Below are 13,860 nucleotides of genomic sequence, written 5' to 3' on the forward strand. Positions count from 1 at the left end.
GGTGGCGGGGCGGGTCAGACGGCGGTGGGTTCGGCGGTGCCCAGGTAGGCGGCCATCACGGCCGGGTCGGCGAGGACCTCGGCGGTGGGGCCGGAGGCGATGACGTGGCCGAAGTCGAGCACGGTGACCTCGGAGCAGGCGGCCTGGACGAGGTCCATGTCGTGTTCGACGAGCAGGACGGAGACCCCGAAGCGGGCGGGGACCTCGGCGAGCCGGCGGCCGAGGAGCAGCGATTCGGCGGCGGACTGGCCGGCGGCGGGTTCGTCCAGCAGGGCGACGGCGGGGCGGGCGGCGACGGCGGCGGCCACGTCGAGCAGGCGGCGGGCGCCGGCGTCGACCATGGAGACCGGCAGCCGTCCGGGCGGGCAGCCGAAGAAGTCGAGCAGTTCGTCGGCTTCGGCGGTGTCGAGGTGGCGCCCGGCGCCGATGGTCAGGTACTCGTACTGGGTGAGTTCGGGGGCGATGGAGGTGGTCTGGAAGGTGCGGCGCAGGCCGCGGGCGGCCCGGGTGTTGGGGGCGAGGCGGTCGAGCGGGGTGCCGGCGAGCGCGACGCTCCCCTGGTAGCCGCCGACGAATCCGGTGACGGCGGCGATGAAGGTGGACTTGCCGGCGCCGTTGGGGCCGATCAGGCCGACCACGGCGCCGCGCGGCACGCTCAGGTCCACCGCGTCCAGGGCCGTCACCGATCCGTAACGGACCGTCAGTCCACTGACGGTGAGGCAGGGTTCGCCGCGCGGGGCGGCGGGCTGCGGCGGGGCGGGCGGCCCGGCTTCGGAGACGGGGGCGGCTTGACCGGCGGGGCCGGTGCCGGTCCCGGCGGCGGCCTCCTCGCGTTCGGCGAGGAACCTGCGGGCGGCGCGCTCGCGCTTGCGGGCCCGGGTGAAGTCGGTCTGGCTGACGCCGGAGCGCAGGGCGAAGAGCGCGCCGATGCCGAACAGCATGCCGCCGAGGTCCTGCGGCAGGCCGAGCTTGTCCAGGAGGGTGGCCATCACCGCCCCGAACAGTCCGCCCATGATCGCGCCCTCGGGGTTGTGCGGGCCGATCATGATGGCGACCGCGAAGAGGGTGAGCGACTGCATCATGGCGAAGTTGCCGGGGACCACCAGGCCGAGCTGGCCGGCCATCAGGCCGCCGCCGACGCCGGCGATGAAGGCGCTGATCGCGAAGGCGGCCAGCTTGCCGCGGGCGACGGACACGCCGTGCGCGGCCGCGGCCCGCTCGGAGTGGCGCAGCTCCGTCCAGGACATCCCCAGCCGGGTGCGGTTGAGCAGTGCCAGGCCGAGTGCGATCAGGGTGAAGACGGCGACGGCCAGCACGAAGTAGGCGCCGTCGTCGGAGAACAGCGCGGGCCGTTCCAGGGTGGTGAGGTCGGCCATGCCGGGGAACTCGTTGGCGGTGAGCACGATGTCGGCGGCGACGGCGAAGCCGAAGGTGACCACGGCCAGGTTGACGCCGCGGATGCGCAGGGCGGGCAGGCCCACGGCGATGCCGACGGGGACGGCGGCCAGGCCGCCGAGCGGCAGCCAGAGCAGGAAGCCGCCGGGGGCGTCGGCGGCGTTGAGCCACAGCACCACCCAGGCGCCGATCGCGGCGAAGGACACCTGGCACAGCGACATCACGCCGACCCGGCCGACGATGACGCCGTAGCTCTGCATGATCACGGCGCCCACCACGGCGGTGACGGCCAGGTAGACCCAGTACGCGGGCAGCACGGTGGGCACGAGCAGGCAGGCGAGGACGGCGGCGCCGAGGCCGGCGGCCGGCGGGCGGCGGGCGGCCGTCGTTCCGAAGGGGTTCGGCCCGGTGGGGTTCATGCGCCCTCGCTCTCCGCCGGGCCCAAGCCCTGGCTGCGCGGCGCGCCCGCGGCGGCGGGCGTGCCGGTCGTGCCGGTCGTGCCGGTCGTGCCGGTCGTGCCGAAGTAGAAGTCGTGCAGGCGGTCGGCGTCGCCGCGCAGGTCGGCGCAGCGGCCGTCGAAGACGATGCGGCCCTTGGCGAGGACGTAGGCCCGGGTGCCGATCTCCAGGGCGAGATGGGCGAACTGCTCGATGAGGAGCACGGCGATGCCGAGGTCGGCCAGGCCGGCGACGGCGCGCATCAGGCGGTGCACCACGACGGGGGCGAGGCCGGAGGACATCTCGTCGATCAGGACGGTCCTGGGCCGGGCGACCAGGGCGCGGCCGAGGACGAGCATCTGCTGTTCGCCGCCGGAGAGGTGGCCGGCCTGGAGGGTGCGGCGCTTCTCCAGTTCGGGGAAGAGCCGGTAGGCGGCGCCGAGGTCGCCGTCGCCGTGTTCGGCGACCAGGAGGTTCTGTTCGACGGTGAGGGTGCGGAAGACGGTGCGGGCCTGTTCGACGTAGGCGAGGCCGGCGCCGGCGCGCCGGTGGGTGGGGAGCCGGTCGATGGGGGTGCCGTCGAGGGCGACGGTGCCGGAGGTGGTGCGGACCAGGCCGGCGATGCCGTCCATCAGGGTGGTCTTGCCGGCGCCGTTGGCGCCGAGCAGCACGGTGATCCCGGCGGGGGCGACGTCCAGGCTGACGCCGTGGACGACCTCGGTCTCGGCCCGGTTGATGCTGACGTCGCGCAGCGAGAGGGCCGGGGTGCTCACGCGGGGTCCCCGCTGGTGCGGCGGAGGGCGTCGGCGACCAGGGTGTGGGCCCGGGCGGCGTCGGTGAGTTCGGTGGCGAGCAGGCCGAAGAAGCCGTGGATGAGGCCGTCGAAGCGCACGAGGCGGGTGGGCACTCCGGCCTGGAGGAGGGCGTGGGCGTAGTCCTCGCCCTCGTCGCGCAGGACGTCGTACTCGGCTTCCAGGACGAGGGCGGGCGGCAGGCCGGAGAGGTCGGTGGCGCGCAGCGGCAGCAGGTGGGGGTCGTCGAGGTCGGCGGCGTCGCGCGGGTACTGGTCGAAGAACCAGTCCATGCTCCCCTTGGAGAGGAAGTAGCCGTCCGCGTAGTCGCGGTAGGAGGCGCGGCCGTCGTCGGGGTGGCCGACGACGGGCGAGACCAGGACCTGGAGGGCGATCGGGGGGCCGCCGTGGTCGCGTGCGCGCAGGCTGGTGACGGCGGCCAGGTTGCCGCCGGCGCTCTCGCCGCCGATGGCCAGGCGCCGCGGGTCGGCGCCGACGGCGGCGGCGTTGTCGTGCAGCCAGGTCAGGACGGCGTGGCAGTCGTCGGCGGCGGCGGGGTAGCGGTGTTCGGGGGCGAGGCGGTAGTCGACGGAGACGACGACGGCCTGGGCCTGGGCGCAGACGGCGCGGCAGGAGTACTCGTTCTCGTCGAGGCAGCCGATGGTCCAGCCGCCGCCGTGCAGCCAGACGAGGGCGGGGAAGGGGCCTTCGCCTTCGGGGGTGTAGATCCGGACCGGGACGTCGCCGGCCGGGCCGGGGACGGTGGTGTCCGCGACGGCGGCGACGGCGGGCAGGTCCTCGGGCATGGTCCAGGTGGTCCGGAACTGCTCGCGCATGGCCTGGGCATCGAGTTCGACGGGCTGGGCGGGCTGCTCCTCCGCACCGGACCGGTCGATGATCAGTTGTGCCTCGGGGTGCAGGGGCATCGTCATTCCTCCGATTGCCCGGGTGCCGGCGGGGGTTCCGGCACTCGCAAATCGTATCTGATTCCATGTACGTTAAGAGTCGCAATCGACCCTGTCCAGAGCTGGGAGCAAGATGATGCGCAACGGATTCCCGGACCCGGCCGACCCGGCCGACCTGGTCATTCGGGGTGGTCGGGTGATCACGATGGACGACCGCCGCAGCGTCGCGCAGGCGCTCGCGGTACGCGCCGGACGGATCGTCCGGGTCGGCTCCGACGCCGAGGTCGCGCCGCTGGCCGGGGCCGGGACCCGGGTGGTCGACCTGCGCGGCGCCACGGTGCTGCCGGGCATCAACGACTCGCACCTGCACGGGGCCTGGCTGGGCACCATGTGGCCCGCCACGCTGATGGACCAGCTGGCCGCGGCCGGCCCCGGACCCGGCGGGCACGACGGGCACGACGGGCAGCCGGGCGGGCACGACGGGCACGGCCACGGCGCCGAGGGCCCGGCGCTGGCGGCGCTGGCCACCGAGGAGGAGCGCCGCCGGGCGGTGCTGCGCACCGGGGAGCTGCTCGCGGGCCTGGGCGTCACCAGCTACACCGAGCCGGGCCTGGGCCCGGGCGAGGACGCCGGGCCCACCGGCTGCTTCTCCGCCGCCGTGCTGGAGACGTACGCCGCGCTGGCCGCGGAGGGCCGGCTGCGCGCCCGGGTCACCGCGCTGCTGCTGTTCGGGCTGCTGGACGGCGCGAGCAGCGCCGCCGACCTGCTGCGCGGGCTGGAGCGCTTCCCCGGCCCGGCCGAGGTGCCCGGCTGGTTCCGGGTGAACGGGGTGAAGGTCTTCGCCGACGGCATCCCGCCGATGGGCACCGCGTGGAGCGAGGAGCCGTACGCCGACGGGGGCCACGGCGCGCTGCTGGTGGACGGCGCGGACCCGGGCGAGCGGGAGGCGAACCTGCGGGCCATGATCCGGGCGGCGCACTCGGCCGGGCACCAGGTCGGGGTGCACGCCACCGGCAGCCGCACCACCCGGGTGGTCACCGAGGCCTTCGCCGAGGCCCGCGCGCTGGACGGCCGGGACGGGCGGCACTACCTGATCCACGGCGACGTGCTGCACCCGGCGACGCTCGCCGCGATGGCGGCGGCCGGGGTCGGGCTGAACACCCAGCCGGGCATCGCGGTGGCGACCGCGCCGATGCTGGCCGGCGCGCTGGGCGCACCGGCGCTGGCGCACGCCTGGCCGGTGCGCGACGCGCTGGCCGCCGGGGTGCGGCTGTGCCTGAGCAGCGACGCGCCGGTGCTCGCGCCGGACTGGCGGGCGTCGGTGGCCGCCGCCGTCACCCGGGCCGGGGTGGACGGCACCGTCCACGGCCCCGAGCAGCGGATCGCGCTGGCCGAGGCGCTGTACGCCTGCACGGCGGCCCCGGCCCGGCAGGACGGGGCGGAGGCGTGGAAGGGCACCCTGGAGGCGGGCAAGGTCGCCGACCTGTGCGTGCTGGGCGCCGACCTGCGCGGGGTCGAGCCGGCGGCGCTGCCCGAGGTGCCGGTGGTCATGACGGTGGTCGACGGGACGGTGGTGCACGAGGCCTGACGCCGGGCCGGCCGCCGCACGGGCGCGCCCCGGACCCGCCGCGTGCGGGGTCCGGGGCGCGCCCTCGGTGTGTCAGGCGGGGACGTCGGTGCCCCAGGAGGCACCGGGGGCGACCACGTCGCGGTCCAGCCACAGGTGCTCCACCGCGGCGCGCAGTTCGTCTCCGTGCCTGGCCAGCAGGTCCAGCGCTCCCAGGTTGCTCTCGAACTGGGCGGCGCTGCTGGCGCCGAACAGCACGCCGGCGGCGGCCGGGTGGGTGAGGCAGAACGCCACCGCGAGCTGGGCGGCGGTGGCGCCGAAGCCCTGGGCGATCCGCAGCACCTCGGGGTGGCTGGCGCGGATCGCCTCGCGGATGCCGCCCGGGTCGGCGCCGATCTTGCGCCGCGGGTGCAGCCGGCCCGCCAGGATGCCGCCCTCGAAGACGTCCGAGGCCTGGAGCCCGAGGCCGTCGGCGAACAGCCGGCCGTACGGTTCGCCCTCGGGCACCGAGCGGCGCGCCAGGCTGTACTTGAGCTGGGCGAAGACGGGTTCGGGCATGCCCTCGGCGCGGGCGAAGCGCACGGCCTCGCCGAGCGCCCGCGCGGACCAGTTGTTGACGCCCCAGGCGTCGAAGCGCCCCGCCCTGATCAGCTCGGCCACGTCGGTGACCACGGCGGCCACGTCCAGCTCGCCGACGTAGTCGCCGGCGACCATGAGGTCCGCCCGGTCGGTGCCGATCCGCTCCAGCGAGACGTCGGTCTGCTCGGCGAAGGAGGCGGCCGGGTAGTCCCAGAGCCACAGCTTGCCGCAGAGCAGGTAGTCGGAGCGCTTCAGGCCCGCGCCGCGCACCGCCTCGCCGAACAGGATGTCGGTGACGGCGTTCTCGGCGTGCGGGCCGAAGTCGTAGTGCGCGACGTCGAACAGGTGGACCCCGTGCGCCACCGCCCGGTGCACCAGTTCGGCGGCCTCCTCGGTGGTCATCCGGTCCCAGGTGTTCCAGGAGCCGAGCCCGAGCACGGGCACCTCGGGGCCGCGGGCGCCGAGCCGGCGGCACGGCACCGCGGCCGCGGCCCCGGGGGCCGTGCCGTCCGCTCCCCCGCCGCCCGCCGCCGCACCGTCGGGGGACACCGTCTGCGAGAACTCCACGCCAACCTCCTCGGATGGGATGCCGTACGGCCCTGGCCGCCGACCCCCAGATCGTATAGCATCCAGCATATTCTTTTCGTCAAGGAGGCATGCGATGTCCCTGCACCCGGACTCCCCGCCGGCGGCCGACCCGACCCCCATCATCGGGACGGCCATCGGATACATGGCCGCCAAGCAGCTGTTCGCCGCCGCCGACGCGGACCTGTTCGCCGCGCTGGCCGACGGCCCGCTGGACGTTCCCGGCATCGCCGCCCGCACCGGGCTGCCGGAGCGCACCGGCCGCGTCCTCGCCGACGCGATGGCCGGCCTCGGCCTGCTGGAGCGGGTCGAAGGACGGTACGCCAACTCCCCCGCGACCGCCACCTACCTCGCCGGCACCGGCACCGGCGTCGACCTGCGCCCCTTCCTCGGCTTCCTCGACTCGATCAGCTACGGCCACTGGCTGGGCTTCGGCGAGACCAGCCGCACCGCCGAACCGGCCGCCCTCGACCTCTCCGGCGACCGGATGCCCGCCTTCCTGGCCGGCGTGATGACCTACAACGCGCTGCACGCCCGGCAGCTGGCCGAGCACTTCGACTTCACCCGCTACCGGCGGGTGCTGGACCTCGGCGGGCTGTCCGGCTCGTTCCTGGCCGAGGCGCTGGCCTCGGCGCCCGGGCTCACCGGCACCTTCCTGTCCGCCGGGGAGCTGGTCGGACACGCCCGCGGCGTCCTGGAGGCGGCCGGGGTCGCGGACCGGGTGGAGATCGCCGAGGGCGACGCGACCGCGGGCGAGGTGCCCGGCGGCTTCGACCTGGTGCTGCTGGAGCACGTGGTGCACCGCTTCGACGCCGGGCAGAACCGCGCCATCGTCCGCCGGGCCCGCCAGGCGGCGGCCGAGGGCGCGACCCTGGTGCTGCTCGACTTCTTCCTGGACTCCGACGAGCACCAGCGCACCATCGACGCCCTGCACGCCGGCGAGTACCTGGTGATCGACGGCACCGTGGTCTACCCCGAGGACGAGGTGCGCGGCTGGCTGCGCGAGGCCGGCTGGGAGCCGGTGGAGACCCGCGCGCTGCCCGGCAGCCCGCGGATCATCATCGCGGAGGCCCGGTGAGCACCGGGCGCGTGGTCCTGGTCACCGGGGCCGGCAGCGGGATCGGCCGCGCGGTCGCCGAGGCCTTCGCCGCGGCGGGCGACCGCGTGGTGGTCGCCGACCTGGACGGGGCGGCGGCGCAGCGGGTGGCGGCGGGCATCGGCGCGGCGGCGCTGGCCGTCACCATGGACGTCGCCGACCGGGCCTCGGTGGTCGCGGCGGTGGCCGAGGCCGCCGACCGCTTCGGCCCGGTCGAGGTGCTGGTCAACAACGCCGGGCTGGCGGGCGGCGGCGGGCCGCTGATCGACCTGCCGGCGGAGGTCTTCGACCTGGTGCTCTCGGTCAACCTGCGCGGCACCTTCCACGTCACCCAGGTGGTCGGACGGCAGATGGCCGACTCCGGCCGGGGCCGGGCGATCGTCAACATCAGCTCCATCGGGGCCCGCCAGCCCACCCCGGGGCTCGGTCACTACGAGGCCACCAAGGCCGCCGTGGACGCGCTGACCCGCACCGCGGCCCTGGAGCTGGCCGGCCACGGCATCCGGGTCAACGGCGTGGCCCCGGGCCCCGTCCACACCCCGATGACCGCCCCGCTGACGGACGACGCGGCGGCCCGCGCCGCCTGGGAGGCCCGCATCCCGCTGGGACGGATCGCCGAGACCGCCGACCTGACGCCGCTGGTGCTCTTCCTCGCCTCCGACCAGGCCCGGCACATCACCGGCGCGGTGGTCCAGGTGGACGGCGGCCAGCTGCTGGTCTGACCCGTACGGCGCAGGGGGCGGGGAGCCGGTGGCTCCCCGCCCCCTCCTCGTGCGACGGCCTTGTCAGCTACCGGACTTGGCCTGGTGCAGCGCCTCGGCGGTGGCCGTCTTGTGGGCGCAGGCGACCCGCTCGATCTCGGCCGCGTCCGCGCCCTGCTCGATCAGGTCGAGGATGTTCTCGTGCTCCACCACCGAGCGCCGCGCCCGGCCCGGCACGTAGGTGAAGGTGGAGCGGCGCATGTGGTCCAGCCGCGCCCACTCCGCCTCCAGCAGGGAGCGCAGGTGCGGGTCCGGGCAGTGCTGGTAGATCGAGAAGTGGAAGGTGCGGTTGAGCGCGGTGAACGCGGCCGGGTCGAACCCCTCCAGCGCGGCCACCATCCGCTGGTTGATCTCGCGCGAGGCCGCGATCTGGTCCGCCGTCAGCAGCGGTGCGCTGACGGCCGTCGCGTACCCCTCCAGCCTCGCCAGGATCTGCAGGGAGTGCTCGACCTGCACGGCCTCGAAGACCGCCACCCGGGCGCCGATGTTGCGCACCACCTCGACCAGGCCGTCCGACTGGAGGCGGCGCAGCGCCTCGCGCAGCGGGATGGTGCTGACCCCGGCCTCCTGCGCCAGCTGATTGATCACCAGCCGGTAGCCGGGGCCGTACGTGCCGTCGAGGATGCGCGCGCGGAGCAGCTCGTAGCTCTGCTCGGCCTTCGAGCCGGCCGCCTTCGAAGCCTCCTGTTTCGAGGCGGCCTGTTTCGGAGCCGCCGCCTTGGAGCCGGCGGCCCCGGACTGTTCCTTCGCGGAACCCAACGCCCTTCCCTCACTTCTCCTCGCCGCGCTGCCCGCCCCCGTCGCGGGCCGCAGCGCGGCCCGCGCGCCCTGGGCTGTCAACGTTCCAACGCCTTCCGCACGGTGTCGCGGAAGGCGGTCCCCGTCAGAGCGCCGAGGTGGTCGCCGGGAACGGTGACCAGCTCCGCCCCGTCAAGGGAAGCAACGATACCGTCGATGCCCCGGGTCATCGCGTCGTCCGCGCCGACCACCACCAGCGGTGCCGCGGCGCGGGCCCAACTCCCGGGCGCGAAGGGGGTCCTGGCCAGGCCCTCGACCAGCAGGGCGAGTCCGGCGGCGCGTTCGCCGTGCGCGCGGACCAGGCCGGCGACCATCGCGGTGAGCGGGTCGGCGGGCTCGGTGCCGTCGGCCACCGCGCGGTGCAGGGCCTGCGTGTCGAGCGCCGCGAAGGGGTCGGCCGGGCTCAGCCCGCCGAGCACCACCCGGCCCACCCGCTCGCCGGCCACGGCCGGGAACTCCCAGGCCAGCCGGGCGCCCAGGGAGTAGCCGACCACGTCGAACCCGGCCACCCCGGCGGCGTCCAGCGCGGCCAGCAGCCGGGCCACCAGTGCGGTGGCACCGGCCTCGGCCGGGTCCGCGGGCGCCGGGGAGGCGCCGTGGCCGGGCAGGTCGGGCACCAGCACCGTGCGTCCGGCGGCGGCGAGTTCGGCGGCGGTGCCCGGCGCGATCCAGTCGCTCTCGCCGTCCGAGGCGAAGCCGTGCAGCAGCAGCACCGCGGGCGCGCCGTCCACGGCCGGGCGGCCGACGTCGGACGGTGTGACGATCCGTACGGCCAGGCCGGTCAGCTCTCTCATGCCCGGTACACCTCTCCCTGTTTTCGCATACGATTTTTGATAGTACGGCACTCGCCCCTGCTCGCAGGACTCCCGCCGAGGGGGACTTGCGCCAGCAGATCATGTACGAAGTCGTATCGGATAGACCATGGTCAGCTCTTCTTCGCTCCGCTATCGTGCATGATTGCGTATACGATTATGGAGGGCAACATGGCGCACCCCCTCGGCCTCGCACCGGGAAAGATCGTCGCGGTCCATCTCAACTACCGCAGCCGCGCCGCCGAACGCGGCCGCACCCCCGAGGTCCCCTCCTACTTCCTGAAGCCGTCCTCCTCGCTGTCCTGGGACGGCCGGCCGGTGGTCCGGCCCGCGAACTGCGAACTGCTCGCCTTCGAGGGCGAGATCGCCGTGGTCATCGGCCGCCGGGCGCACCGGGTCGGCCGCGAGGAGGCGCTCTCCCACGTGGCCGGCTACGCCGCCGCCAACGACTTCGGCGTCTACGACCTCAAGCACGCCGACCTCGGCTCCAACCTGCGCGCCAAGGGCCGCGACGGCTACACCCCGGTCGGCCCGGTCCTGCTCACCGACGTGGACCCCGCCCGGCTGCGGCTGCGCACCTGGGTCAACGGCGAACTGGTCCAGGACGCCTCCACCGAGGAGCTGCTGTTCCCGATCGACCTGCTGATCGCCGACGTCTCGCGCTCCACCACCCTGGAGCCCGGCGACCTGCTGCTGGTGGGCACCCCGGCCGGCTCCACCGTGGTGCGCCCCGGCGACGTGGTCGAGGTCGAACTGGCGGACGGCGGACGGCTGCGCAACGAGGTCGTCGCCGAGGAGCCGGGCGTCACCGAGTACGGCGTGCTGCCGCGCGTCACCGAGGAGGTCCGCCGCGCCGCCCACGGCTCCGCGCGCCCGGACGCCGGGGACACCGCCGGGGAGGCCGTGCCGGTCCCCGGGCTGGACGCGCGGACCGCCGAGCTGCTGCGCACCGTCTCCACCGCCACCCTCTCCACCCAGCTGCGCAGGCGCGGCATCGACCACCACTTCGTCGAGGGCGTCCGCCCTGGCCGCCCCGACCTGCGGATGGTCGGCACCGCCCGGACGCTGCGCTACCTGCCGCTGCGCGAGGACGTGTTCGCCGCCGTCGGCGGCGGGATGAACGCCCAGAAGCGGACCGTCGAGGAGCTCCAGCCCGGCGAGGTGCTGGTGATCGAGGCCCGCGGCGACCACGGCGCCGGCACCCTCGGCGACATCCTGGCGCTGCGCGCGCTGCGCCGCGGCGCGGCCGGCGTGATCACCGACGGCGGGCTGCGCGACAGCCCCTCCTTCGCCGGCCTGGACCTGCCCTCCTACTACGGGGTGCCGCACGCGGCGGTGCTCGGCCGCCGCCACGTGCCGGTGGACTCCCAGCTGCCGGTCGCCTGCGGCGGCGTCCTGGTGTGCCCCGGCGACGTGCTGGTCGGCGACGCCGAGGGCGTGGTGGTGATCCCGCCCGCCCTGGCCGCCGAGGTCGCCCGCGACGCCGCCGCGCAGGAGGACGAGGAGCGCTTCATCCTCCGCCAGGTCGACGCCGGCGCCTCGGTCGACGGCCTCTACCCGATGGCCCCGCACTGGCGCGCCCGCTACGAGGAACAGCGCCAGGACTCCTGAACCACCCCCCGCTCCCCCGTCCCGCCCCACCCCGACGGAGAACCGATGAAGTTCCGAAGCGACCCGGCCGCGATCCGCGGCTCCCTGGCCCCCGTGGTCACCCCCTTCACCGAGGACGGCGCGGTCGACCACGACTCGCTGCGCTCCCTGGTGCGCTGGCAGCTCGACTCCGGCTCGCACGGCATCTCGCTGGGCGGCTCCACCGGCGAGCCGAGCGCCCAGAGCACCGCCGAGCGGATCGCCGCGATGCGCACCGTCGCCGAGGAGGTCGGCGACCGGGTCCCGTTCCTGCCCGGCACCGGCTCCGCCAAGCTCGACGAGACCCTCGAACTGACCGCCGCGGCGGCCGAACTGGGCGCCGACGCGGCCCTGGTGATCACGCCCTACTACGCCCGCCCCACCCAGGAGGGCCTCTACGACTGGTACGCCACGGTGGCCCGGGAGTTCCCCGACCTGCCGCTGGTGGTCTACAACGTGCCCTCGCGCACCGCCGTGGACATCGACCCGGAGACGGTGCGCCGGCTGTTCACCGACTTCGACAACGTCGTCGGCGTCAAGGAGACCACCAAGGACTTCGAGCACTTCTCCCGGGTGATCCACGCCTGCGGCCCCGACCTGCTGGTCTGGTCCGGCATCGAGCTGCTGTGCCTGCCGCTGCTGGCGCTCGGCGGGGCCGGATTCATCAGCGCGGTCGCCAACCTGGCGCCCGCCGCGGTGGCCCGGATGTACGAGCTGTGGGAGCAGGGCGACCACGCCGGCGCCCGGGAGCTGCACTACCGGCTGCACCCGCTGGTGGACCTGCTCTTCGTCGAGACCAACCCGGCCCCCGCCAAGTGGGTGCTCGCCGAGCAGGGCCGGATCGCCTCCGCCCGCGTCCGCCCGCCGCTGTCCTCCCCCACCGAGGCCGGCCTCACCCGGATCCGCGCCCTGCTCGCGCAGGGCGGCGACCTCACCCGGCAGCCGTGACCCCCCACCGCAGCACAGGAGACGAGATGACCACCACCACCGAGGCCCCCGCCGCCTCCCCCGCCCGCCCGGCCGCGCTGCCGGACCGGATCGACCACTGGATCGGCGGGCGCACCGCCGCCTCCGCCGACGGCCGCACCTTCGAGGTCGCCGACCCGGTCTCCAACACCGTCTACGCCACCGCCGCCGCGGGCGGCGCCGCCGACGTGGACCGCGCCGTGGCCGCCGCGCGGGCCGCCTTCCCCGCCTGGTCCGCGCTCGGCAACCGCGAACGGGCCACCGTGCTCAACCGGATCGCCGACGCGGTGGAGGCCCGCGAGGAGCAGCTCGCGGCCTTCGAGTCCTTCGACACCGGGCTGCCGATCACCCAGGCCCGCGGCCAGGCCCGGCGCGCGGCCGAGAACTTCCGCTACTTCGCCGACGTGATCGTCGCGCTCGGCGAGGAGTCCTTCCGGGTCGGCACCCAGCAGCTGAACTACGTGGTGCGCACCCCGGTGGGCGTCGCCGGGCTGATCACCCCGTGGAACACCCCGTTCATGCTGGAGAGCTGGAAGCTGGCCCCCGCCATCGCCTCCGGCTGCACCCTGGTCCTCAAGCCCGCCGAGTGGACCCCGCTGTCGGCCTCGCTGTGGCCGGACATCCTCGCCGAGGCGGGCCTGCCGGCCGGCGTCGTCAACATCGTCCACGGCATCGGCACCGAGGCCGGGCAGGCCCTGGTCGACCACCCGGACGTGCCGATCCTGTCCTTCACCGGCTCCACCGCCACCGGCCGGCACATCGTGCGCTGCTCCGCGGACCGGCTCAAGACGGTCTCCATGGAGCTGGGCGGCAAGTCCCCGGTGGTGGTCTTCGCCGACGCCGACGTGGAGGCCGCGCTGGACTCGGTGGTCTTCGGGGTCTTCTCGCTGAACGGCGAGCGCTGCACGGCCGGCTCCCGGGTGCTGGTCGAGCGCCCGCTGTACGAGGAGTTCACCCGCCGCCTGGCCGAGCGCGCCGAGCGGGTCAGGGTGGGGCTGCCGGGCGACCCGGCCACCGAGGTGGGCGCGCTGGTCCACCCGGTGCACTACCGGCGGGTGCTGGACTACGTGGAGGCCGGGCGCGCCGAGGCCCGGCTGGTGGCCGGCGGCACCCGCCCCGCCCACCTGCCCGAGGGCAACTACCTCCAGCCGACCGTCTTCGCCGACGTGCCCAGGGACGCCCGGATCTTCCAGGAGGAGATCTTCGGCCCGGTGGTCGCGGTGGCCCCCTTCGACGACGAGCACGAGGCCGTTGACCTGGCCAACGCCACCGAGTACGGTCTGGCCGCCTACGTGTGGACGTCCGACCTCAAGCGGGGTCACCGGGTCGCCCACGCGGTGGAGTCCGGCATGGTCTGGATCAACTCCCACAACGTCCGCGACCTGCGCACGCCGTTCGGCGGTGTGAAGGCCAGCGGTCTCGGCCGCGAGGGCGGTGCCCACAGCATCGACTTCTACACCGAGTCCAAGATCGTTCATGTGATGCTCGGCGAGGTCCACACCCCTCGCTTCGGCGCCGACGGGCAGCACTGAACCCGCA

12 protein-coding genes are annotated in these 13,860 nt (G+C 75.0%); 6 read left to right on the top strand and 6 right to left on the bottom strand.

The features are described from left to right. Positions 1-14 precede the first annotated feature (14 nt). From ACZ7C5_RS21915 to ACZ7C5_RS21925, 3 genes are read right to left on the bottom strand one after another with little or no spacing between them, the layout of a single operon-like run. Entirely contained in the window at positions 15-1,814 is a 1,800-nt protein-coding gene (locus tag ACZ7C5_RS21915) for a branched-chain amino acid ABC transporter ATP-binding protein/permease (protein WP_470323265.1), read from the bottom strand. Further along, on the bottom strand, positions 1,811-2,605 hold the full coding sequence (locus ACZ7C5_RS21920; protein ID WP_470323266.1) for an ABC transporter ATP-binding protein: 795 nt from the start codon (positions 2,603-2,605) through the stop codon (positions 1,811-1,813). The genes ACZ7C5_RS21915 and ACZ7C5_RS21920 overlap by 4 nt, the downstream gene beginning before the upstream one ends. Then, complete coding sequence (locus ACZ7C5_RS21925) at positions 2,602-3,549, bottom strand: alpha/beta hydrolase (protein WP_470323267.1); 948 nt, start codon at positions 3,547-3,549, stop codon at positions 2,602-2,604. The genes ACZ7C5_RS21920 and ACZ7C5_RS21925 overlap by 4 nt, the downstream gene beginning before the upstream one ends. Positions 3,550-3,664: 115 nt before the next feature. On the opposite strand from ACZ7C5_RS21925, the gene ACZ7C5_RS21930 reads away from it, so the two are divergent. Beyond that, positions 3,665-5,116 (top strand): amidohydrolase, encoded by a 1,452-nt coding sequence (locus ACZ7C5_RS21930; RefSeq protein ID WP_470323268.1) that lies wholly within the window; start codon positions 3,665-3,667, stop codon positions 5,114-5,116. 72 nt (positions 5,117-5,188) lie between these two features. Here the strand turns inward: ACZ7C5_RS21930 and ACZ7C5_RS21935 are convergent, their stop codons facing one another. Continuing rightward, positions 5,189-6,241, bottom strand: coding sequence for an aldo/keto reductase (locus ACZ7C5_RS21935; protein ID WP_401089580.1), 1,053 nt, complete (start codon positions 6,239-6,241; stop codon positions 5,189-5,191). A 94-nt stretch (positions 6,242-6,335) separates the two neighbouring features. Here ACZ7C5_RS21935 and ACZ7C5_RS21940 point away from each other — a divergent pair, with 94 nt between their 5' ends. Continuing rightward, positions 6,336-7,337 carry a methyltransferase gene (locus ACZ7C5_RS21940; protein WP_401089578.1) on the top strand — a complete coding sequence of 334 codons (1,002 nt, stop codon included), beginning with the start codon at positions 6,336-6,338 and terminating at the stop codon, positions 7,335-7,337. Next, positions 7,334-8,077: an SDR family NAD(P)-dependent oxidoreductase gene (locus ACZ7C5_RS21945; RefSeq protein ID WP_401089576.1), complete on the top strand. Its 744-nt coding sequence runs from the start codon at positions 7,334-7,336 to the stop codon at positions 8,075-8,077. The genes ACZ7C5_RS21940 and ACZ7C5_RS21945 overlap by 4 nt, the downstream gene beginning before the upstream one ends. Positions 8,078-8,140: 63 nt before the next feature. Here ACZ7C5_RS21945 and ACZ7C5_RS21950 read toward each other — a convergent pair whose 3' ends face one another. Beyond that, positions 8,141-8,875: a GntR family transcriptional regulator gene (locus ACZ7C5_RS21950; protein ID WP_470323269.1), complete on the bottom strand. Its 735-nt coding sequence runs from the start codon at positions 8,873-8,875 to the stop codon at positions 8,141-8,143. A gap of 77 nt (positions 8,876-8,952) precedes the next feature. Then, on the bottom strand, positions 8,953-9,708 hold the full coding sequence (locus ACZ7C5_RS21955; RefSeq protein WP_401089572.1) for an alpha/beta fold hydrolase: 756 nt from the start codon (positions 9,706-9,708) through the stop codon (positions 8,953-8,955). A gap of 189 nt (positions 9,709-9,897) precedes the next feature. Between ACZ7C5_RS21955 and ACZ7C5_RS21960 the strand changes: the two genes are divergently transcribed. From ACZ7C5_RS21960 to hpaE, 3 genes are read left to right on the top strand one after another with little or no spacing between them, the layout of a single operon-like run. Beyond that, entirely contained in the window at positions 9,898-11,337 is a 1,440-nt protein-coding gene (locus tag ACZ7C5_RS21960; protein WP_470323270.1) for a fumarylacetoacetate hydrolase family protein, read from the top strand. A 45-nt stretch (positions 11,338-11,382) separates the two neighbouring features. Then, a complete protein-coding gene (dapA, locus tag ACZ7C5_RS21965; protein WP_188296844.1) occupies positions 11,383-12,303 on the top strand; it encodes a 4-hydroxy-tetrahydrodipicolinate synthase in 921 nt (306 codons plus the stop codon). Between the two features lie 26 nt (positions 12,304-12,329). Then, positions 12,330-13,853, top strand: a complete 1,524-nt coding sequence (hpaE, locus tag ACZ7C5_RS21970; protein ID WP_401089569.1) for a 5-carboxymethyl-2-hydroxymuconate semialdehyde dehydrogenase — start codon at positions 12,330-12,332, stop codon at positions 13,851-13,853. Positions 13,854-13,860: the final 7 nt, after the last annotated feature.

Source organism: Kitasatospora sp. NPDC036993, assembly GCF_055607525.1.

What these genes read in the sequence shown, in the direction of transcription:
- ACZ7C5_RS21915 (WP_470323265.1), bottom strand. Translation starts at nt 1,814, where the DNA reads ATGAACCCCACCGGGCCGAACCCCTTCGGAACGACGGCCGCCCGCCGC.
- ACZ7C5_RS21930 (WP_470323268.1), top strand. Translation starts at nt 3,665, where the DNA reads ATGCGCAACGGATTCCCGGACCCGGCCGACCCGGCCGACCTGGTCATT.
- hpaE (WP_401089569.1), top strand. Translation starts at nt 12,330, where the DNA reads ATGACCACCACCACCGAGGCCCCCGCCGCCTCCCCCGCCCGCCCGGCC.
- dapA (WP_188296844.1), top strand. Translation starts at nt 11,383, where the DNA reads ATGAAGTTCCGAAGCGACCCGGCCGCGATCCGCGGCTCCCTGGCCCCC.
- ACZ7C5_RS21960 (WP_470323270.1), top strand. Translation starts at nt 9,898, where the DNA reads ATGGCGCACCCCCTCGGCCTCGCACCGGGAAAGATCGTCGCGGTCCAT.
- ACZ7C5_RS21940 (WP_401089578.1), top strand. Translation starts at nt 6,336, where the DNA reads ATGTCCCTGCACCCGGACTCCCCGCCGGCGGCCGACCCGACCCCCATC.
- ACZ7C5_RS21925 (WP_470323267.1), bottom strand. Translation starts at nt 3,549, where the DNA reads ATGCCCCTGCACCCCGAGGCACAACTGATCATCGACCGGTCCGGTGCG.
- ACZ7C5_RS21955 (WP_401089572.1), bottom strand. Translation starts at nt 9,708, where the DNA reads ATGAGAGAGCTGACCGGCCTGGCCGTACGGATCGTCACACCGTCCGAC.